Source organism: Streptomyces sp. NPDC058751, from assembly GCF_042746485.1.
GTDB lineage: Bacteria > Actinomycetota > Actinomycetes > Streptomycetales > Streptomycetaceae > Streptomyces.
The window spans coordinates 37,724-56,875 of record NZ_JBHYPZ010000058.1; the positions used below are offsets into that span (position 1 = coordinate 37,724).

Here is a 19,152-nt window from a genome sequence, read left to right on the forward strand (position 1 = left end):
TACCGTCCGGCCATGTCCAGGATCGAGATAGACGCCCTGACCGCCGAGTTCTTCGGTGCCTTCGACAACCGGAGCGGCAAGGCCGCCGACGTGGCCCGGATCCGCCGGCTGGTCCTTCCGGACGGTGTGATCGTCAAGACCGGCCCGGAATTCACGGTCTACACCGTGGACGAGTTCATCGAGCCCCGCCTACGGCTGCTGAGCGACGGTCGCCTGGTCGAGTTCTCCGAGTGGGAGACCTCCGAACGCACGGAGATCGCGGGCGACATCGCCTCCCGGATCAGCGGGTACCGCAAGTCCGGGATCCTGGACGGCGAGCCGTTCGAGGGAGGCGGGACCAAGACCATCCAGTACGTCCGCGCCCCGGAAGGCTGGCGGATCACGGCGGTCGCCTGGTACGACCACCCCTGACCGCGACGCGTGGACGCGGTCGGCTGCTACCTTCCGGGCCATGAACGACAGCGTGTACGTGGGCAATGCGGGCAAGGACGCGGCACTGGACCGGGGATGGCTGCTGGGGCACTTCAAGGACGGCTCGGATCCCCGGCACAGCGAGGCCGTGGAGATCAAATGGGGCGTCCACCCACGGGGCGACGAGCGGGCTCAGTGGGTGAGGGGCGAAGAGCGCACCGCCCTGCTGGTGCTCGTCAGCGGGCGTTTCCGGGTGGAACTGCCCGGACGCAGCGTTCTCCTGGCCGAGCAGGGGGACTACGTCGTGTGGGGCCGGGGCGTCGATCACTCCTGGTTCGCGGAGGAGGAGTCCGTGGTCCTGACGGTCCGCTGGCCCTCTCTCCCCGGCTACAGGGAGACCGACCAGGACCGCGGGGTGACCGGCCAGAAGGCCACGGACCCGTCCTCCGGGCTCTGATCGACAGGCCCTAGCGGTTGACGGACCGCATGCCCGCCTCGTCGTAGCGCTCCCCCGCCACCTCGGGCAGCTCCGCCTCGATGCGGGCCAGGTCCTCCTTGGTCAGCGAGATGTCGGCCGCGGCCGCGTTCTGCTCCAGGTAGGTGCGGCGCTTGGTGCCCGGGATCGGTACCAGGTCCTCGCCCTGGGCCAGCACCCAGGCGATGGCCAGCTGGGCCGGGGACACGTCCTTCTCGGCGGCGATCTCCTTGACCTTGGCGGCCAGCCGCAGGTTCGCCCCCAGGTTGTCGTCCTGGAAGCGCGGGTTCTGACGGCGCCAGTCGTTCGCGTCCAGCTCGTCCGGCGAGGCGAACCGGCCGGCGAGGAAGCCGCGGCCGAGCGGTGAGTACGGCACGAAGCCGATGCCCAGCTCACGGCAGGCGGGCAGCACCTCGGCCTCCACGTCCCGTGACCACAGCGAGTACTCGCTCTGCACCGCGGTGACCGGGTGCACGGCGTGGGCGCGCCGGATGGTCTCGGCACTCGCCTCGCTCAGGCCGATGTACCGCACCTTGCCCTCGGCGACCAGCTCACCCAGCGCGCCCACCGTCTCCTCGATGGGTACGTTCGGATCGACCCGGTGCTGGTAGTACAGGTCGATGTGGTCGGTCCCCAGACGCTCCAGGGAGCCGTGGACCGAGCTCCGGACGTGCTCGGCCGAACCGTCCTGCGGGCCCACCGTGCTGATGTCGCCGGGTACGGCATCGTCCATCCGGTAGTTGAACTTCGTCGCGATCACGTACTCCTCGCGACGCCCCCGGACCGCCTCGCCGACGAGCGACTCGTTGGTGAGCGGCCCGTACATCTGCGCGGTGTCGAGGAAGTTCACCCCGATGTCGAGGGCGCGCCGGATGGTCGCGATCCCCTCCTCCTGGTCCGCGGATCCGTAGAAGGCGGACATGCCCATGCAGCCCAAACCGATGGCCGACACCTGAAGGTCCCGCAGACCGCGCTTCCGCATGGCTTCTCCCCGCTTCTCTCCGCGCACTCGTTCGTGGTTCGTGGTTCGTGCGCCGTGGTGTCTGCGACGCTACGACCTGGAGCGCACTCCAGCGCAAGTCGACGCGGCGGCAGGCGACGAGGTCGCGTCCGCCCGCCTCGCGGTGCGACCGGCCGCTCGCCGGCGTCCGCGGGTGGAAGTCCCCGGCGCGGGTCACGGGTACCTCCGCCGGTGCGGGACAAACGCCGAGGCCGCCCATGTCCCCGGCACCGCGGGCGATACCCCGCCGGCGCGGGCCGCCCCCGTCGCGGAACACGGCGTCCGGCCCTCGCCGGGGCCGGTGTGACGGCCATCGGTAAAATGACGGCATGTACATGCAGGGGCGCAGTCTCAGATTCACAGCGGTGTCGGCGATCGTCGTGCTGGCCCTGACCGGGTTCTCGTCCGGTCGTGGTCACGGAAGCCACGGCGGCGAGGGCGGCGGGTGCAGCAGCTCCGGCCAGGACCACGACGGTTCGTCGGCGTCGGGCGGCGGTGGTTCGCACGGCGGCGGCTCTTCCGGCGGCTCGTCCGAGAGCGAGACCCCCGACTCCGGGACGAGCACCGGTGGCAGCGGCGGCGGTGCGGCCCGATCACGGCCCACCGACCGTTCCACCTCCACGGCGCCCTCCTCCGGCGATGCCTCCCGGCCCCTGAAGGACGGCACCGCCGTACTCGAACACTGCGCGAGCATGGACGACCCGTACGCGACCGTCGAGATCAGGAATCCGAACGGACGCGACGGAGTCTTCACGTTGAAGGTCAGTTTCAAGGACTCGCACGGCTTCACCATGATCCGCACCACCAATCAGGTGCCGGTCTCCGCGAACGACGAGTTGACTTACCGGGTGTCCGTCGCCAGCTCGGGACGGATCGAGGAGATCGCTCACTGCGAGGTCGACCCACGGGCCGTCGTCAGCCGCTGACACCCCACGGAACCCACCGCGTCCGGCCGTCGGTCCCGGTTTCCGGCGGGGCCTCGTGGTGGATGGCGGTACGGGTTCCGCTCAGGGGGCCGCCCCCGCCGCCGTGCCGGGTCATGACGATCTCGGCGGCGATGGACAGGGCCGTCTCCTCCGGTGTGAGGGCTCCGAGATCCAGGCCGACGGGGGACCTGAGGCGGGCCAGTTCCCGGTCGGTGACGCCTTCCTCGCGCAGGCGGGCGGCGCGGTCGAGGTGGGTCCGGCGGGAGCCCATCGCGCCGACGTAGGCCACCGGCAGGCGCAGCGCGAGCTTCAGCAGGGGCACGTCGAACTTGGGGTCGTGGGTCAGGACGCACAGCACGGTCCGGGCGTCGGTCCCGGTGCGTTCGAGGTACCGGTGCGGCCAGTCGACGACGATCTCGTCCGCTTCCGGGAAGCGCTCGGCCGTGGCGAAGACGGGGCGCGCGTCGCACACCGTCACGTGGTGGCCGAGGAACTTCCCGAGGCGTACCAGGGCCGAGGCGAAGTCGATCGCGCCGAAGAGGACCATGCGCGGGGCCGGTACCGCCGACTCGACGAGCACGGTGAGCGGACTCCCGCAGTGCGAGTCCCGCTCCCCGATCTCCAGGGTGCCGGTGCGGCCGGCGCCGAGGAAGGCCGCCGCCCGGTCGGCGACGGTCCGGTCCAGTGCGGGGTGGGCGCCGAGACCGCCGGTGCGGGACCCGTCCGGGCGGACGACGAGCGCCCGGCCGGACAGCCCGGCCGGACCGTCGACGACGCGTGCCACGGCCACGGCCCCGCCCCGTGCGGCGGTGGCGACCGCGGCGGCGAGGACGGGGCGGACGGCGGCGTCGGCCCGTACCGGTGTGACGAGGACGTCGAGCACGCCCCCGCAGGTCAGACCGGCGGCGAAGGCGTCCTCGTCGCTGTGGCCGAAGCGCTCCCGGACGGTCGTGCCGTCCAGGAGCGCTTGCCGGCACAGCTCGTAGACGGCTCCCTCCACACAGCCGCCGGAGACGGAGCCGATCGCCGTCCCGTCCGCGGCCACCGCGAGCGCGGCACCGGGGCGGCGCGGGGCGCTGCCGTGGACGGTCACCACGGTGGCCACCGCGAGGTCGCGCCCCTGCGTGAACCACCGGTTCAGCTCTTCGGCGATGTCCAGCATCGGCCTGCCTCCGTGTCGTGCCGTTCGTTCGGGTCATGACCGTCGGCGTGTCGTGCCCGTGGTCAGGCGCACCGGCGGAAGGCCGCCAGCCGTCTGGCGATGAGGTCGTCGGCTTCGGCGACGACGCGCCGTACGAGGTCCTGGACGGTCGGGATGTCGTCGATCAGGCCCTGGGCCAGGCCGGCGCTCCAGATGCCCGCCTCCAGATCGCCGTTCTCGAACACCTTGCGTCCCCTGGCGCCCGAGACCAGTTCCCGGACGTCCGGGAACTCGCCGCCGTCGCCGAGGATGTCGACGACCTTCCTGCTGACCGAGTTGCTCGCGACGCGGGCGGTGTTGCGCAGGGAGCGGAAGATCAGCTCGGTGTCGCGTTCGCTGTTGGCGACGATCTGTTCCTTGACGTTCCGGTGCACCGGCGATTCCACCGTGCACAGGAACCGCGTGCCCATGCTGATGCCGTCGGCCCCCAGCGCGAGCGCGGCGACCAGACCGCGGCCGTCGGTGAACCCGCCGGAGGCGACCAGGGGAACGGTGAGCCGGCGTGCCGCCGCGGGGATCAGGACCAGTCCCGGGACGTCGTCCTCGCCGGGGTGTCCCGCGCACTCGAACCCGTCGATGCTCACGGCGTCGACGCCGATCTCCTCGGCCTTCACCGCGTGCCGCACGCTGGTGCACTTGTGCAGCACCTTGATGCCGTGCGCGCGGAACTCCGGCAGGTGTCCCGCGGGGTTGAAGCCGGCGGTCTCGACGATCTTGACCCCGGATTCGATGATCGCGCGCCGGTACTCGTGGTAGGGCGGCGGCTTGATGGCCGGCAGGATCGTCAGGTTCACCCCGAACGGCTTGTCGGTCATCTCCCGGCAGCGCTCGATCTCCCTCACCAGTGCCTCCGGCGTCGGCTGGGTGAGGGCGGTGAGGAAGCCGAGGCCGCCCGCGTTCGCCACCGCCGAGACCAGCTCCGCCACGCCCACCCACTGCATGCCGCCCTGGACGACGGGATGTTCGACGCCGAACGTCTGGGTGAATCGTGTGGTCAGCATCGCAGCCCCCTACAGCCCGTAGGTCTTGCCGATGATGTCGCGCTGGATCTCGCTCGTCCCGCCGTAGACCGTGGACACGACCGTCTGCCGCAGCAGGGCCTCCATGCCGTACTCCGTGGCGTAGCCGTAGCCGCCCATCATCTGCATGCCCTCCAGGGTCACGTGCTTGGCGAGTTCGGTGCACTTGAGCTTCACCATGGACGCCTCGCGGGCGAAGACCCGGTCGGGTTCGGCCTCGATGGCGGCGGCGACGTCGTCGAGGAGCAGCTGGGCGCATTCGAGTTCGGTGGCCATGTCGGCGATGCGGTGCTTGAGGGACTGGAACGAGCCGACCGGCCGGCCGAACTGCTCGCGCTGGCGGACGTACGCCAGGGTGTCGTCGAACGCCCGCCGTGCCACGCCGAGCATGAGCGCGCCGAGGATCATCCGCTCCAGGTTCAGGCCGGCCATCAGCTGGCTCCACGCCTGGCCGGGGGTGCCGACGACCGCGGAGTCCGGTACGAACGTGTCGGTGAAGTAGAGGTCGTTGACGTCCCTGCCGCCCATGGTGTCGATGCCCTTGACCCGCAGGCCGTCCGCGTCGGTCGGCACCATGAACTGGGTGAGCCCCTCGTGCTTGGTCCCGCCCCGTCCGGTGCGGGCGACGAGCAGGATGTGGTCGGCGAAGTGCGCGTTGGAGCACCAGGTCTTCTGCCCGTTGACGACGTATCCGCCGGCGGTGCGCTCGGCCCGGCAGGTCAGGGCGCCCACGTCCGACCCGGCGCCCGGTTCGGACATCGAGACGGCCTCGACGCGTCCCTTCGTCACGCCTTCGAGCACGACGCGCTTCTGCTCCTCGGTGCCGAACCTGTCGTACGCGGCGGCGGCGATGACGGTGGTCCCGAAGCCGCTGATGGGCGCCAGCCCGTAGGAGGTCTCCTGCAGGAACAGGCAGAGGTCCACCATGCTCCGGCCCGCGCCGTCGTATTCCTCCGGTACGGCGATGCCGAGCCAGCCGAGGGCCGCCATCTTCTCGTAGAGCTGCTGGTTGTGCTGCTCCTGGCCGTTGGCCGTCAGTTTGTCGCGCTGTTCCTTCGTGCCGCACTCGCGGCGGCAGAAGTCGCCTATCGCCTTGACCAGGTCGCGACGTTCGTCCGACAGGGCTCGGGGCATGGTGTCCCTCTTCCTTCTCTTCTCGGTGATCGCGGTGTCGGCCTGACGGCGGGCCGGGGCACGGTGGGTGGTGGGGCCGGCGGTCCCGCGGTGCGCTCAGTCCTCCCGGAGTGCGGGGAAGACGGTGTTGAGCAGGTGCAGCACGGTGCGGGTGAGGATGACGTGCAGGTCGCTGCGGCTGAGGGTGCCGCGCACCAGCCACTCGCGGGAGGCGGCCTTGAGCATGCTGCTGTGGGCGCGGATCATCGCCCGGAGTTTGGTGCGTCCCTCGGTGATGTCGGTCATCATGGCGGCCTCGAGGATCCGGTCGGTGGCGATCTCGTCGGCCTCGAGCATGATCTGGTCGATCTCCGGGTCGTTGCCGAGCGACTCCAGGCCGATCGCGGACAGCCACATGTCCCGGTTGCGTTCGACGACTTCGAGCCAGCGGTCGACGCAGATCGACAGGCGTTCCTCGGGTGTGGTCGGCGGCAGCCGCTCCGAGACCGAGGCCGGCACGACCATCATCTGCCGCACCACTTCGAGGTAGAGCTGTCGCTTGCCGCCGAAGTAGTGGTTGATCAGCGCACGGGCCACGCCGGCTTCGGCCGCGATGTCCGACGTGGACACCGAGGCGTAGCTGTTCGCCCCGAAGAGTCTGCGCGCGACGGAGAGGATCTCCGCGCGCCTGGCGTCCGGTTCCATCCTGCGTCGCGGCGCCTGGCGCTGACCGACCATGCCGTCATTCCTTTTCGCTCGTGCTGCCGACGACGGGTCCGTCGTCGACGTGCGATGTGCCGGGCCCGTGCGGACGGGCCTGCGAGTACGCGTCTACGTGTTGTACATCGACTCGATCGTCGCGGCGTGCCGCTGGTCGATCGCCTTGCGGCGCAGGCTGAGCTTGGGGGTCAGCTCGCCGGACTCCGCGGTCCAGGGTCCGGCGAGGACCTGGTAGCGCTTGACCTGTTCCGGGCGGGAGAGCACGGAGTTGGTCTCCTCGACCGCGGTGTCCAGGGCCGCCAGCACCTTGGGGTGGCGGGCCAGTTCGTCGAGTCCGGTGGTGCCGATCCCGTTCGCGCGGGCCCAGAGCGGGGCCGTCTCCTCGTCCAGCACGAGGAGGGCGGTGACGTAGGGGCGCCGGTCACCGACGGCGACGGCCTGGGCTATCAGGGGGTGGGCCCGCAGCCGGGACTCGATCCTCGTCGGCGCGATGTTCTTGCCGCCGGAGGTGATGATGATCTCCTTCTTGCGGTCGGTGACGGCGACGATGCCCCGGGAGTCGACCGTGCCGACGTCCCCGGTGGCCAGCCAGCCGTCGGCGTCGGTGGCGGCTTCGACGTGGCCGTCGGCCTGCAGGTATCCGGAGAAGACGACGGGGCCGCGGACCAGGAGTTCGCCGTCGTCGGCCTCCTTGACCTCGATGCCGGGACCGGGCCGTCCGACGGAGCCGAGCGCGAACGCCCCGGGTGTGCTGACCGTCGCCGCGCCGGTGGTCTCGCTCAGTCCCCACACCTCGTACACCGGCAGCCCCACGCTCGCCAGGAACTCCAGGACGCCGGTGGGGATCGGCGCCGCTCCGCTGAAGGCGCGGTGACACGCGTCGAACCCGATCGCGGCCCGTAACGGCCGCAGCACCCGCGCGTCCGACTCCTCCAGCGTCCCGGCCAGCTCCGCGGGGACCTCCTTGTCCTCGGAGCGGAGGCGGTACACCTCGAGAGCGGTCTTCTGGGCCTGCGCCACGGCCGCGGCCCGGTCGGCGGGAAGCGTCGCGAGCTGCGTCTGCAGGCCGGCGGCGAGCTTCTCCCACACCCGGGGCACGCCGAAGAACCCGTGCGGGCGCACCGCGCGCAGCGTGGGCAGGAACTGGTCGGGGTCCGGGCAGATGGTGACGTGACCCGCGGTGAAGACGGGCATGTAGATCCCGAGCACGCGCTCGGCGATGTGCCCCATCGGCAGATAGGCGATCGTCCGCGGATGGTCCGGTACGGGGACGAGCCGGTCCTGCATCGCGGACTCGTGGACCACGTTGCGGTGGGAGAGCACCACGCCCTTGGGGTCGCCCGTGGTGCCCGAGGTGTACACCAGGGCCAGCGGTTCGCCGGGGGTCGCGGCGTCGGTGAGCGCCTCGAACGTGGCGTCGTCGGGCGGCATCGCGTTGCGTACGGCCGCGTAGTCGACGAAGCGCGGGTCGTCGGCCGGGGCGGCGTCCCGGTCGAGAACGACGACGCGCAGCTGCGGCAGGCCGTCCAGCGCCGGCTGCCAGCGCCGCAGTTGCTCCTCGCCCTCCAGGACGACGACGGGGGCCGCGCTGTGCCGGATCAGGGCGGCGATCTGCTCCGTGCTCAGCGTGTCGTACGTGCTGCACGACAGGGCGCCCAGGTGGACGGCGGCGAGGTCCGTGACCCAGTGCTCGGGCCTCCTGGACATGGCGACGAGCATGCGGTCGCCCCGGTTCAGGCCGAGCGCGGCCAGCCCCCGGGTGAGGGCCGCGACCTCGGCGCGCAGTTGCGTCCAGGTCAGTGTCCCCGCGTCGGGGCCGGGGCCGGTGGTCAGTGCGGGCCGCTCCCCGAACTCCTGCGCGTTGCGGCGCAGCAGCCTCGTGATCGTCAGCCCCTCGACGTACTGGTGCAGCGGCTCTGCTGTGGTCACGTCGGGTTCCCTCCATCGCGAACCATGTGCGGACTCCTTGGGCGGACCCCACGGTGAACCCACTCTTGTCCCAGTGTCAATAGGTCGCACCGGCATCACCGAACGGTCTTCCATCGAGCTGTCGTGATTCCTCAAGTAGCTTTCCAGAGTTACGAAGAGGCTTGCGGCACTCCTATTGACAGAGCGCCAATAGTTGCCCTTACCTGTCCTCGCCGGATGCGCCGCTCCGGCCGGGACGAAGGCCCGCGACCGGCGCGGCCGGGGCTCGGCAGCAGGGACGCGCACCGCTGGAGAGGAAGTGCGAGGACAGTGACCGAGGCATTCATCTACGACGCGATCCGAACCCCCCGCGGACGGGGCCGGAAGGGGTCGCTGCACCACGTCAAGCCGGTGTCGCTGGTGACGGGGCTGATCGGCGAACTGAGGCACCGTCACCCGCAGCTCGACACCGGGCGCCTGGACGACGTCGTCCTCGGCGTGGTCTCGCCGGTGGGCGACCAGGGCATGGACATCGCCAAGACCGCGGCGCTCGCGGCCGGTCTGCCCGACCACGTCGCCGGGGTCCAGCTCAACAGGTTCTGCGCCTCGGGCCTCGAAGCGGTCAACACGGCCGCGCAGAAGGTCGCTTCGGGCTGGGACCGCCTGGTCCTGGCGGGCGGTGTGGAGTCGATGTCGCGGGTGCCGATGGGCAGCGACGGCGGACCGATGGCGGCGGACCCGGAGACCGCCTTCGACACGTACTTCGTCCCCCAGGGCATCGGGGCCGATCTGATCGCCACCGTCGAGGGCTTCTCGCGGGAGGACGTCGACGCGTACGCGGTGCGGTCCCAGCAACTGGCCGCGCGGGCCTGGACCGGGGGCCGTTTCGCCAAGTCCGTGGTGCCCGTGCGGGACCGCAACGGGGTGATCGTGCTCGCCGAGGACGAGCACCCGCGCCCGGGGACGACGCCCGAGTCGCTCGGCGAACTGCGCCCGTCCTTCGCGGACATCGGCGATCTCGGCGGCTTCGACGCGGTGGCCCTGCAGAAGTACCACTGGGTCGAGCGCATCGAGCACGTCCACACGGCGGGCAACTCCTCCGGCATCGTGGACGGCGCGGCCCTGGTCCTGATCGGCTCGCGGGACGCCGGCCGCGGCCTCGGCCTGACGCCCCGGGCCCGGGTGGTGTCGGCGGCGATCAGCGGGGCCGACCCGACGATCATGCTCACCGGACCCGCTCCGGCGACCCGGAAGGCGCTGGACCTCGCCGGGCTGACGGTGGACGACATCGACCTGTTCGAGATCAACGAGGCCTTCGCCGCGGTGGTGCTCCGGTACGCCAAGGACCTGCGGCTGCCGCTGGAGAAGGTCAACGTCAACGGCGGCGCGATCGCCATGGGGCATCCGCTCGGCGCCACCGGGGCCATGCTCGTCGGCACGGTGGTGGACGAGCTGGAACGCCGCTCCGCCCGGCGGGCCGTCGTCAGCCTCTGCGCCGGCGGCGGAATGGGCATCGCCACCGTGATCGAACGCCTGTGAGACCTGAGACCTGGAGGAGACCATGATCCACTGGGAGCGGGACGACGACGGCGTCGTCGTCCTGACGATGGACGATCCGGACAGTTCCGTCAACACGATGAACCGGACCTACGTCGAATCGATGGAGGACACCGTCGCCCGGCTGGAGGCCGAGCGGGACGGCATCACGGGTGTCGTCCTCACCTCCGCCAAGAAGAGCTTCTTCGCCGGCGGTGACATCGGTTTCATGAGCAGGGCGCGGCCGGAGGACGCCGAGGCGCTGACCGAGCTGTGCGGCACCCTGAAGTCCCAGCTGCGCCGACTGGAGACACTGGGCAGGCCGGTGGTCGCGGCCATGAACGGCACGGCGCTCGGCGGCGGTTACGAGATCGCCCTCGCCTGCCACCACCGCATCGCCCTCGACGCGCCGGACAGCCGGATCGGCCTGCCGGAAGTGACGCTCGGGCTGCTGCCCGGCGCGGGCGGGGTCAGCCGGACCGTCCGGCTCCTCGGAATCGAGAAGGCGTTGACGGACGTCCTGCTCCAGGGGCAGCGGTACAGGCCCTCGGACGCGCTCGCCAAGGGCCTGGTGCACACGCTGGCCGGCACGCCCGAGGAGCTGCTGGCCGAGGCCAGGAACTGGGTGCTGGCCCATCCGGAGTCCGCCCAGCCGTGGGACGCCGAGGGCTTCCGGATCCCCGGCGGTTCCCCCTCTCAGCCGCGGATCGCGGCGAGCCTGCCGGCCTACACCGCCAATCTGCGAAGGCGGTTGAAGGGCGCGAACGTGCCGGCACCGCGCAACGTCCTCGCCGCGGCCGTGGAGAGCGCACAGCTCGACATCGACTCCGGGCTGAAGGTCGAGACCGGCTACCTCGTCGAGCTGATGACGGGGCAGGTCTCGACGAACATGATGCAGGCGTTCTTCTACGACACCCAGGCCATCGAATCCGGTGGCAGCCGCCCCGACGGCCACCCGCGCCACACCGCGCGCAAGGTGGGTGTTCTCGGCGCCGGCATGATGGGCGCGGGCATCGCCTACGCGTGTGCGCGGGGCGGCCTCCAGGTGGTGCTCAAGGACGTGTCGCACGAGGCGGCGAAGAACGGCAAGGGCTACTCCGAGCAGCTGGTCGGCAAGGCCCTGGCGCACGGCCGGATCTCCCGGCAGAAGGCCGACGCGCTGCTCGGCCGGATCGCGCCGACCGCCGACGCCGCGGATCTCGCCGGCTGCGACCTGGTGATCGAGGCGGTCTTCGAGGACCCGGCGCTCAAGCAGCGGGTCTTCGCCGAGATCGAGGGGGTCGTCGCGCCGGACGCGGTCCTCGGCTCGAACACCTCCACCCTGCCGATCACCGGGCTCGCCGAGGGCGTGAAGCGGCCCGAGGACTTCATCGGGCTGCACTTCTTCTCCCCCGTCGACAGGATGCCGCTGCTGGAGATCATCGCCGGCGCCAGGACGAGCCGGGCGACGGTGGCCAAGGCCGTCGACATCGCGCGGCAGATCGGCAAGACACCCATCGTGGTGGGCGACAGCCGCGGCTTCTTCACCAGCCGGGTGATATCCAAGTTCATCGACGAGGCGGTGGCGATGGTCGGCGAGGGCCTGCACCCGGCCTCGGTCGAGCAGGCCGGATCGCAGGCCGGCTATCCGGCGCCGCCGCTGCGGCTGCTCGACGAACTCACCCTGACCCTCCCCCGCAGGATCCGTGAGGAGACCAGGGCCGCGGTACTGGCCGAGGGCGGGCAGTGGCACCCGCACGGATCCGAACCGGTCATCGACCGGATGATCGACGAGTTCGGCCGCGGCGGACGCTCCTCGGGCGCCGGCTTCTACGCGTACTCCGACGGCAGGCGGACGGGGCTGTGGAGCGGTCTGTACGAGCACTTCGCCGTCGCCGGGCACGGGATACCGTTCGAGGACATGAAGGAGCGGATGCTGTTCGCCGAGGCGCTGGACTCGGTCCGGTGCCTCGACGAAGGCGTGCTGCGGTCGGTGCCCGACGCCAACGTCGGCTCGATCCTGGGCATCGGCTTCCCCGCGTGGACCGGCGGCGTCCTGCAGTACGTCAACGGCTATCCCGGCGGTCTGTCCGGCTTCGTCACCCGGGCGGAAGAGCTGGCCGGCCGGTACGGACGGCGCTTCGAGCCGCCCGCGTCCCTGGTGGCGAAGGCCGGGAAGGGCGAGCGCTACGAGTGAGCCGGGTCCGGGCGCGGCGGCCCGAGCATCGGAACGAGGAACTGCCGGGCCACCGCGCCCATCCGGTCGTCGTCGTCGAGGTCGATGACGTGGCTCGGGATGACCAGGAACGACGCGGAGACGCGGACCATCATCTCGGCGACCACCTCCACGTCCACCTCGTCCGCCACCTGGCCGGCCCGCTGCTCCTGGCGGAGCCGCTCGGCGACGAACTGCTGCACCGTGAACAGGGTGCGGCCGCCGTCGCCGGTCATGGACGGCACGACGGCGTCCGGCTCGACGGCCATGACGCCACCGATCAGACGGTTGTGCCGGATGGCGCGCAGTGAGCTCGTGAAACCCAGGACGACCCGGTCGGCCACGGTCCCGGCTTCCCGGATCTCGACGATGAACCGGTCGAAGTAGCGCCGGAACTCGCGCCGTACGACCTGCTCGACCAGTGCTTCCTTGGTGGCGAAGCGGCGGTAGACGGTGATCCGGGAGACCCCCGCGAGCCGGGCCACGTCCGCCATGGTGGACCGCTTGATCCCCGTGCGGCAGAAGAGGTCGCGGGCGGCGTCGAGCAGGCGCACGGACACCTCGTCGTCCGGGCCGGCGCCCACGGTGGCGTCGCTGAAGGCGAGTTCGAGCACGGACGGGGAGCCGGAGGGCCCCGCGAGGCCCGGCACGGCAGGTTCCACAAGTGCCTCCCTGATTCGGTGAAGACCCTGGCGCTCTCGCTCAGCCTGTGCTCCTCTAGGTGATACAGGGAGCCTCGATGTGTTTCATCGTATCAAATCGGCCTCAGGGGCCGGGGATCCAAGCCCCACGGGACTCAAGCCACAGAACTGAAGCCACAGGACTCGAGGAGGAGTTCAGCGCGATGGACGGACTCAGCAGGCGCAAGATGTTGATGGCGGGCGGGGCCCTCGGTGCCTTCGGGGCGCTGGGGATCGCCGCTCCGGCCAATGCCCGGTCCCTGTGGACGTGGGCGCCGAGCGGTTCGGTGGCGGGTTCGGGCGCGGGGATCGACCCGGAGTGGGTGTGGGACGAGGAGGCCGACCCGGTGGTCGCGGCCGTGCTCGACCGCGGTGAGGTCGCGGCCGTCAACGCGCAACTGGCCACCTGGACCCGCAACGACCAGCCGGTGCCGGCCGGACTCCCCGCGGATCTGCGGGACTTCATGGAGCACGCCCGCCAACTGCCGTCCTGGGCGGACCGCGGCAAGCTGGAGGCCGCGGCCGCGTTCAACAAGAGCCGGGGCTTCTACCTCAACGTGCTCAACGGCCTGGGCGGCGGCATGCTGAGCACCGCCATCCCCCGGGAGGCACGCTCCGTCTACTACTCCAAGGGCGGGGCGGACATGGAGGACCGCGTCGCCAAGACGAGCCTGCTGGGCTTCGCGATCGGGGCCCTCAACGCCTACCGGCCGGACGGCGACGTCGTCGTGCAGGCCGTGAAGACCCGGATGGTGCACGCGGCGGTGCGGCACCTGCTGCCGCGGTCCCCGGACTGGACCCGGACCAGCGGCGGCCAGAGGACACCGATCAGCCAGGCGGACATCCTGGTCACCTGGCACAGCCTCGCCACCTACGCGATGCGGAAGCTGCTGGAGTGGAAGGTCAGGATCACCCCCGCGGAGTCGGCGGCGTATCTGCACGTGTGGCAGGTCAGCGTCCACATGCTCGGGGTGCGCGACGAGTACATCCCGGCCACCTGGGACGCGGCCGACGCCCAGTCCAAGCAGGTCCTCGACCCGATCCTGACCTCCACGAGGGAAGGCGTCGAGCTGACCGACATCCTGCTGAACCAACTGGCCGAGCAGACCAGCCCCGGCAGCATCGACCGCCCACTCGTCAACGCGTTCGCCCGGTATCTGGTCGGCGACCGGGTCGCGGACCTCGACGCCATCCCGGAGGAGAAGTTCTGGCTGAAGACGATCGAGCTCGTCTGGCCGCCGCTCGTCGCCTTCCGGGAGGGACTGCTGCCGCTGCCGCTGGTGCCGCCGCTGGCCTGGACGATCGACGAGGCGGTCCGCCAGTACGTCCTGTGGTTCCTCACCAAGGGCAAGGGCACCACGATCAGCCTGCCCGACACCAACCGCCCCGGCTCCAGCTGAAACGCGGCGGCGCCGGCACAGGCCACCGCCCCCTCACGGGACGCGTCGAGCAGCACTCAGACAGCGCTCGAACACCATTCGGGCAGGATCCAAGGAGGAGTTCAAAGCGATGAACGGGTTCGACAGGCGCACGATGTTGAAGGCAGGAGGGGCCCTGGGGGCCCTCGGGGCACTGGGCCTGGCCACGCCGGCCAATGCCCGGTCGCTGTGGACGTGGGCGCCGGGCATGTCGGTGGCGGGCTCCGGAGCGGGCATCGACCCGCAGTGGGTGTGGGACGAGGAGGCCGACCCCGTCCTCGCGGCCGTCCTCGACCGCGGCGGCATCTCCGCGATCAACGACCAACTGGCCACCTGGACACGCAACGACCAGGCGCCACCCGCCGGACTCCCCGCGGACCTCAGGGAGTTCATGAACCAGGCCCGCCGACTGCCGTCCTGGGCGGACCGGGACAAGCTCGACCGCGCTTCCAGGATCAACACCAAGAAGGGCATCTACATCGGGGCGCTCTACGGTCTCGGCAGCGGCCTGCTGAGCACCGCCATCCCCCGCGAGTCGCGCGCCGTCTATTACTCCAAAGGCGGCGCCGACATGAAGGACCGCATCGCCAAGACGGCGAAACTCGGGTACGACATCGGCGCCCCTGACGCCTATCTGCCGCAGGGCTCGATGATCGTGACCGCGGTGAAGACCCGGATGGTCCACGCGGCCGTACGGCACCTGCTGCCGCAGTCCCCGGACTGGACCCGCACCAGCGGCGGCCAGACGATACCGATCGCCCAGGCGGACATCCTGGTCACCTGGCACAGCCTCGCCACGCTTGTCATGCGCAAGATGAAAGAGTGGGGTGTCCGGGTCAGCGCCGCCGACGCCGAGGCGTACCTGCACGTGTGGCAGGTCAGCGCGCACATGCTCGGGGTGCGCGACGAGTACATCCCGGCCACCTGGGACGCCGCCGACGCCCAGTCCAAGCAGCTCCTCGACCCGGTGCTGGCCTCCACCGCCGAGGGAAAGGCGCTGACCGAGGTCCTCCTCGACATCGTGGCCGAACTCGACCTGGGTCTGACCCGGCCCCTGATCAGCGCGTTCTCGCGGTACACGCTCGGCGACCGGGTGGGCGACATGATCGGCCTCTCCAAGGAGCCGATCCTCGAACCGCTGATCGCGACCGCCTGGCCGCTCCTGGTGGCCTTCCGCGAGGGCCTGATCCCCCTGCCCGGGATCCCCGCGGTCCTGTGGACCCTGGAGGAGGCCCTCCGGCAGTTCGTCCTGTTCTTCCTCAACGAGGCGCGGCCGATCTCCATCACGATCCCGGACATGAACCGCCCCTCCTGAACGGCGTCTCCAGCACGACCTCCCCCGAACGCACCGACATCCCGGCGCCGCGACCGCGCACGGACCACGACCGCTGCCAGGGGCGAGAGTCCGCCCACCCCCGCGCCCCTGGCAGCCCTTCCCGGCAGACCCCACCACCCGGAACCGAGCCGCACATGAGGACAGAGACGAGACCGACGGGACCGGCGACGCCCGGACCCGTCCGAGGAGGCCGCCGATGAACGACGCCGACCGTGAGCCCCGGCCGGACACCGCCGCCGGCCCCGCCCCGGGCCGGCGGCGGTTCCTCGGCTACGTACTGGCGGCACCCACGCTGGTGACCGCCGCCGAACTGCTGCCCGCCCCGCCCGCCTCGGCCGGAGTCCCCCCGGCCGGGACCGCCGCGCCCGCCGTCCCCTCCGCGGCCCCTCCCCCGGCGGACATCACCGAGGTGGTCGACCTGAACGACCTGATGACCCTGGCGACCGTGCCGACCGCCGGCCTCATCACGGTCCAGGTCGACCAGGACGGCACGGTCTCCTTCGCGTTGCCGCGGGCGGAGGTGGGTCAGGGCATCAGCACCTCGACCGCCATGCTGATCGCCGAGGAGATGGACGTACCCCTCGACCGGGTACGGATCACCCTGGCCGACGCCCGGCCGGAACTCGTCTTCAACCAGCTCACCGGCGCGTCCAACACGACCGTCTCGACGTACACCCCGGTCAGGGTCGCCGCCGCCGTCGCGCGGGCGCGGCTGCTGGCGGCGGCCGCGGCCCGGTTCGGCGTCCCCGTCGGCGAACTCACCGTGAAAGCGGGGGTCGTCACCGGGCCCGGGGGCAGGAGCGCGGCCATCGGCGACCTGGCCGTGAAAGCCGCGGCCGTACGGACGGAGCAGGTCACCGCCGAGCTGAAGACGCCCGCGCAGTTCAGCGTCATCGGCACTCCGCGAGGCCGTCTCGACGCCCTCGACGCGGTCACCGGGCGCAAGAAGTTCACCATGGACCTCGCCGTCCCGGGTGCCGCCCCGACCATGGTGTGCCGTCCGCCGACGATCAACGGCAAGGTCCGCTCGGTGGCCAACGCCGACGCGGTCCTCGCCATGCCCGGAGTCACCGACGTCACCGTCATCTCCACCGGCGTGGCGGTACGCGCCCGCACCTTCGGCCAGTGCATCGACGCCGTACGCGCGCTGAACGTGTCCTGGAGGCCCGGCACCGCGGAGGGCAAGTCCGACGCGTCCGTGCTCAGGGAGCTGGAAGCGGCCGAACTGCCCATGGGACTGCCGTCGTTGACCCCGAGCGTGGAGGCGAAGTTCACCTTCCACTTCCGCGGCAACAGTGCGCTGGAGACCAACTGCGCCATCGCCGACGTACGGCCCGGCAGCGCCGAGATCTGGGCGAGCCTCAAATCGCCGATCGTCGCGAAGGAGGCGATCGCCGCCAGGCTCGGCCTGCCGCCGGGCGCGGTCACCGTGCACGTCACCCAGGGCGGCGGCTCCTTCGGGCGCAAGCTCTTCTTCGACGCCGCCCTGGAAGCCGTCGAGGTCTCCCGGAAGATCGGCAAGCCGGTCAAACTCATGTGGCACCGCGCCGACGACGCCCGTCAGGGGCGCGCCCACCCGATGGCCACCTCCCGGGTGCGCATCGACCACCTCGGCGACACCGTCCTCGGTTACCGGCAGCGGCACACGTCCGTCGCCACCGACCTCGGCCACGGTTTCGGGGAGGTCGTCACCGCACTGGCCGCGAAGCTGCCGGTGGCCGACCGCGCCTTCTCCGAGGTCTTCTTCCTGCTCTCCCAGTCGATGCCGTACGACTTCGGCACCGACAGCCGACTGCTGAGCGAGACGGACGACGGCTTCAACACGGGCAGCATGCGCAACGTCTACTCCCCCGACGCGACCTGCGCCCGTGAGCTCGTCATCGACAGACTGGCGTCGAGGACGGGCAGGGACCCCTACAGGTTCCGGCGCGCCTTCCTCAAGGACGACCGGTCCAGGGCCGTACTGGACAAGGTCGCCACGGCCGGGAGGTGGGGCCGGGCGATGCCGGACGGCACCGCGCAGGGCATCGCCTTCCACTCCGAGTACCACTCCGTCAGCGCGGTCCTCGTCGAGATCGACTGCCGCCCCGAGACCGTCGGCCGCCCCGTCCGCGACGGCGTGACCGGGCCGCGGGTGACCAAGGCCGTCTGCGCCGTGGACGTCGGACTCACCGTCAACCCCCGGGGTCTCGAGGCCCAGATGATGGGCTGCCTCATGGACGGCATCGCCCAGACCCTCACCGCCGGCCTGCACCTGCGCGACGGGTACTTCCTGGAGGCCAGCTGGGACAACTACTTCTACACCCGGCAGTGGAACACCCCGCCCGAGCTGGAGGTCATCGTCATGCCGACCAGCACGGGCGAACCCGGCGGCGCCGGGGAACTGGGCGTCGCCGCCTCGATGGCCGCGGTCGCCTGCGCGTACGGCCGCGCCACCGGCACCATGCCCACCTCGTTCCCCGTCAACCACGGCACGCTCTCGTTCGTGCCCAAGCCGACCGTGCCGCCGGTCCCCCAGTCGCCGACGGACGGCCTCGACCACGCGTACTGATCCGCCCGCCGGCCCGTCCACCGACGTGCCCGTCGCTGTGAGGAGCCCACCGTGCCCGAACACACATTCCGCCTGAACGGCCGACAGGTCACCGTCGACGTCCCCGACGACGTACGGCTGTTGTGGGTGCTGCGCGACGTCCTGGGGGTCACCGGCCCCAAGTACGGCTGTGCCATCAACGTCTGCAAGGCGTGCACCAGCCATCTCAACGGCAAGGCGGTCAACCCGTGCGCGATTCCGGTGGGGAGCGTGCGGCCGACCGACGAGGTCACCACGATCGAAGGGCTTCCGGCCACCGTGGGGGCGGACCTCCACCCGATGCAGCAGGCGTGGCTCGACCATGACGTGTCCCAGTGCGGCTACTGCCAGCCGGGCCAGATCATGGCTGCCGTCGCCGTCGTGCGCCGGGCCGCCGAGGAGGGGCGCGAGGTGACCGAGGCGGACCTCGACGGCATCCGCAACATCTGCCGTTGCGGCACCTACGTCCGCATCCGCGAAGCCATCAAGGACGGCGCCACGAGGATGCGGGGCACCGCGGACGTGACCGGAATCCGGCACGCGTGACGCGTACGGCGGGACCCGTCTCCGTGACGGGTCCCGCCGTCCGCGTCACGCGTCGCCAGCGCTTCGGCCTCCGGGTCCCGGGGCCGGGGGCCGATGCGCT

At 71.2% G+C, this 19,152-nt stretch carries 16 protein-coding genes; 9 read left to right on the forward strand and 7 right to left on the reverse strand.

Translation table 11 applies throughout. The features are described from left to right. The first annotated feature begins 12 nt into the window (after nucleotides 1-12). On the forward strand, nucleotides 13-411 hold the full coding sequence (locus ACFW6B_RS36790; protein ID WP_386603388.1) for a DUF4440 domain-containing protein: 399 nt from the start codon (nucleotides 13-15) through the stop codon (nucleotides 409-411). A 40-nt stretch (nucleotides 412-451) separates the two neighbouring features. Next, nucleotides 452-868, forward strand: coding sequence for a signal peptidase I (locus tag ACFW6B_RS36795; protein WP_386603390.1), 417 nt, complete (start codon nucleotides 452-454; stop codon nucleotides 866-868). Between the two features lie 10 nt (nucleotides 869-878). Here ACFW6B_RS36795 and ACFW6B_RS36800 read toward each other — a convergent pair whose 3' ends face one another. Beyond that, nucleotides 879-1,868 carry an aldo/keto reductase gene (locus ACFW6B_RS36800; RefSeq protein ID WP_386603392.1) on the reverse strand — a complete coding sequence of 330 codons (990 nt, stop codon included), beginning with the start codon at nucleotides 1,866-1,868 and terminating at the stop codon, nucleotides 879-881. A gap of 347 nt (nucleotides 1,869-2,215) precedes the next feature. On the opposite strand from ACFW6B_RS36800, the gene ACFW6B_RS36805 reads away from it, so the two are divergent. Then, the gene (locus ACFW6B_RS36805; protein ID WP_386603394.1) at nucleotides 2,216-2,812 is read left to right on the forward strand and encodes a hypothetical protein; all 597 of its coding nucleotides are present in this window, start codon (nucleotides 2,216-2,218) and stop codon (nucleotides 2,810-2,812) included. Here ACFW6B_RS36805 and ACFW6B_RS36810 read toward each other — a convergent pair. The 5 genes from ACFW6B_RS36810 to ACFW6B_RS36830 all read right to left on the reverse strand — a co-directional run bounded on the left by ACFW6B_RS36810 (nucleotide 2,802) and on the right by ACFW6B_RS36830 (nucleotide 8,794). Continuing rightward, the gene (locus tag ACFW6B_RS36810) at nucleotides 2,802-3,974 is read right to left on the reverse strand and encodes an XdhC family protein (RefSeq protein ID WP_386603396.1); all 1,173 of its coding nucleotides are present in this window, start codon (nucleotides 3,972-3,974) and stop codon (nucleotides 2,802-2,804) included. The genes ACFW6B_RS36805 and ACFW6B_RS36810 overlap by 11 nt on opposite strands. A 62-nt stretch (nucleotides 3,975-4,036) precedes the next feature. Then, nucleotides 4,037-5,014: an NAD(P)H-dependent flavin oxidoreductase gene (locus ACFW6B_RS36815; protein WP_386603398.1), complete on the reverse strand. Its 978-nt coding sequence runs from the start codon at nucleotides 5,012-5,014 to the stop codon at nucleotides 4,037-4,039. Between the two features lie 9 nt (nucleotides 5,015-5,023). Next, complete coding sequence (locus ACFW6B_RS36820) at nucleotides 5,024-6,166, reverse strand: acyl-CoA dehydrogenase family protein (RefSeq protein ID WP_386603400.1); 1,143 nt, start codon at nucleotides 6,164-6,166, stop codon at nucleotides 5,024-5,026. A gap of 96 nt (nucleotides 6,167-6,262) precedes the next feature. After that, the gene (locus tag ACFW6B_RS36825) at nucleotides 6,263-6,883 is read right to left on the reverse strand and encodes a TetR/AcrR family transcriptional regulator (protein WP_386603402.1); all 621 of its coding nucleotides are present in this window, start codon (nucleotides 6,881-6,883) and stop codon (nucleotides 6,263-6,265) included. Nucleotides 6,884-6,976: 93 nt separating this feature from the next. Next, nucleotides 6,977-8,794 carry an AMP-dependent synthetase/ligase gene (locus ACFW6B_RS36830; RefSeq protein ID WP_386603404.1) on the reverse strand — a complete coding sequence of 606 codons (1,818 nt, stop codon included), beginning with the start codon at nucleotides 8,792-8,794 and terminating at the stop codon, nucleotides 6,977-6,979. 309 nt (nucleotides 8,795-9,103) lie between these two features. On the opposite strand from ACFW6B_RS36830, the gene ACFW6B_RS36835 reads away from it, so the two are divergent. Continuing rightward, complete coding sequence (locus tag ACFW6B_RS36835; protein ID WP_386603406.1) at nucleotides 9,104-10,312, forward strand: acetyl-CoA C-acetyltransferase; 1,209 nt, start codon at nucleotides 9,104-9,106, stop codon at nucleotides 10,310-10,312. 22 nt (nucleotides 10,313-10,334) lie between these two features. Then, the gene (locus ACFW6B_RS36840) at nucleotides 10,335-12,485 is read left to right on the forward strand and encodes a 3-hydroxyacyl-CoA dehydrogenase NAD-binding domain-containing protein (protein ID WP_386603408.1); all 2,151 of its coding nucleotides are present in this window, start codon (nucleotides 10,335-10,337) and stop codon (nucleotides 12,483-12,485) included. Here ACFW6B_RS36840 and ACFW6B_RS36845 read toward each other — a convergent pair. Then, nucleotides 12,476-13,165: a TetR/AcrR family transcriptional regulator gene (locus tag ACFW6B_RS36845; protein ID WP_386603410.1), complete on the reverse strand. Its 690-nt coding sequence runs from the start codon at nucleotides 13,163-13,165 to the stop codon at nucleotides 12,476-12,478. The two genes, ACFW6B_RS36840 and ACFW6B_RS36845, sit on opposite strands and share 10 nt — an antisense overlap. A 182-nt stretch (nucleotides 13,166-13,347) precedes the next feature. Here ACFW6B_RS36845 and ACFW6B_RS36850 point away from each other — a divergent pair, with 182 nt between their 5' ends. From ACFW6B_RS36850 to ACFW6B_RS36865, 4 genes are all read left to right on the forward strand, one after another. Further along, a complete protein-coding gene (locus ACFW6B_RS36850; RefSeq protein WP_386603411.1) occupies nucleotides 13,348-14,583 on the forward strand; it encodes an oxygenase MpaB family protein in 1,236 nt (411 codons plus the stop codon). A 109-nt stretch (nucleotides 14,584-14,692) separates the two neighbouring features. Further along, on the forward strand, nucleotides 14,693-15,916 hold the full coding sequence (locus ACFW6B_RS36855; RefSeq protein ID WP_386603413.1) for an oxygenase MpaB family protein: 1,224 nt from the start codon (nucleotides 14,693-14,695) through the stop codon (nucleotides 15,914-15,916). 217 nt (nucleotides 15,917-16,133) lie between these two features. Further along, on the forward strand, nucleotides 16,134-18,488 hold the full coding sequence (locus ACFW6B_RS36860) for a molybdopterin cofactor-binding domain-containing protein (RefSeq protein ID WP_386603415.1): 2,355 nt from the start codon (nucleotides 16,134-16,136) through the stop codon (nucleotides 18,486-18,488). A gap of 51 nt (nucleotides 18,489-18,539) precedes the next feature. Then, nucleotides 18,540-19,052 carry a (2Fe-2S)-binding protein gene (locus ACFW6B_RS36865; RefSeq protein WP_386603417.1) on the forward strand — a complete coding sequence of 171 codons (513 nt, stop codon included), beginning with the start codon at nucleotides 18,540-18,542 and terminating at the stop codon, nucleotides 19,050-19,052. The last annotated feature ends 100 nt before the right edge of the window (nucleotides 19,053-19,152 follow it).

Bases quoted from the DNA above. Each gene is read 5' to 3' on its own strand.
- ACFW6B_RS36790 (WP_386603388.1), top strand. From the start codon at position 13: ATGTCCAGGATCGAGATAGACGCCCTGACCGCCGAGTTCTTCGGTGCC.
- ACFW6B_RS36795 (WP_386603390.1), top strand. From the start codon at position 452: ATGAACGACAGCGTGTACGTGGGCAATGCGGGCAAGGACGCGGCACTG.
- ACFW6B_RS36800 (WP_386603392.1), bottom strand. From the start codon at position 1,868: ATGCGGAAGCGCGGTCTGCGGGACCTTCAGGTGTCGGCCATCGGTTTG.
- ACFW6B_RS36805 (WP_386603394.1), top strand. From the start codon at position 2,216: ATGTACATGCAGGGGCGCAGTCTCAGATTCACAGCGGTGTCGGCGATC.
- ACFW6B_RS36810 (WP_386603396.1), bottom strand. From the start codon at position 3,974: ATGCTGGACATCGCCGAAGAGCTGAACCGGTGGTTCACGCAGGGGCGC.
- ACFW6B_RS36815 (WP_386603398.1), bottom strand. From the start codon at position 5,014: ATGCTGACCACACGATTCACCCAGACGTTCGGCGTCGAACATCCCGTC.
- ACFW6B_RS36820 (WP_386603400.1), bottom strand. From the start codon at position 6,166: ATGCCCCGAGCCCTGTCGGACGAACGTCGCGACCTGGTCAAGGCGATA.
- ACFW6B_RS36825 (WP_386603402.1), bottom strand. From the start codon at position 6,883: ATGGTCGGTCAGCGCCAGGCGCCGCGACGCAGGATGGAACCGGACGCC.
- ACFW6B_RS36840 (WP_386603408.1), top strand. From the start codon at position 10,335: ATGATCCACTGGGAGCGGGACGACGACGGCGTCGTCGTCCTGACGATG.
- ACFW6B_RS36850 (WP_386603411.1), top strand. From the start codon at position 13,348: ATGGACGGACTCAGCAGGCGCAAGATGTTGATGGCGGGCGGGGCCCTC.
- ACFW6B_RS36855 (WP_386603413.1), top strand. From the start codon at position 14,693: ATGAACGGGTTCGACAGGCGCACGATGTTGAAGGCAGGAGGGGCCCTG.
- ACFW6B_RS36860 (WP_386603415.1), top strand. From the start codon at position 16,134: ATGAACGACGCCGACCGTGAGCCCCGGCCGGACACCGCCGCCGGCCCC.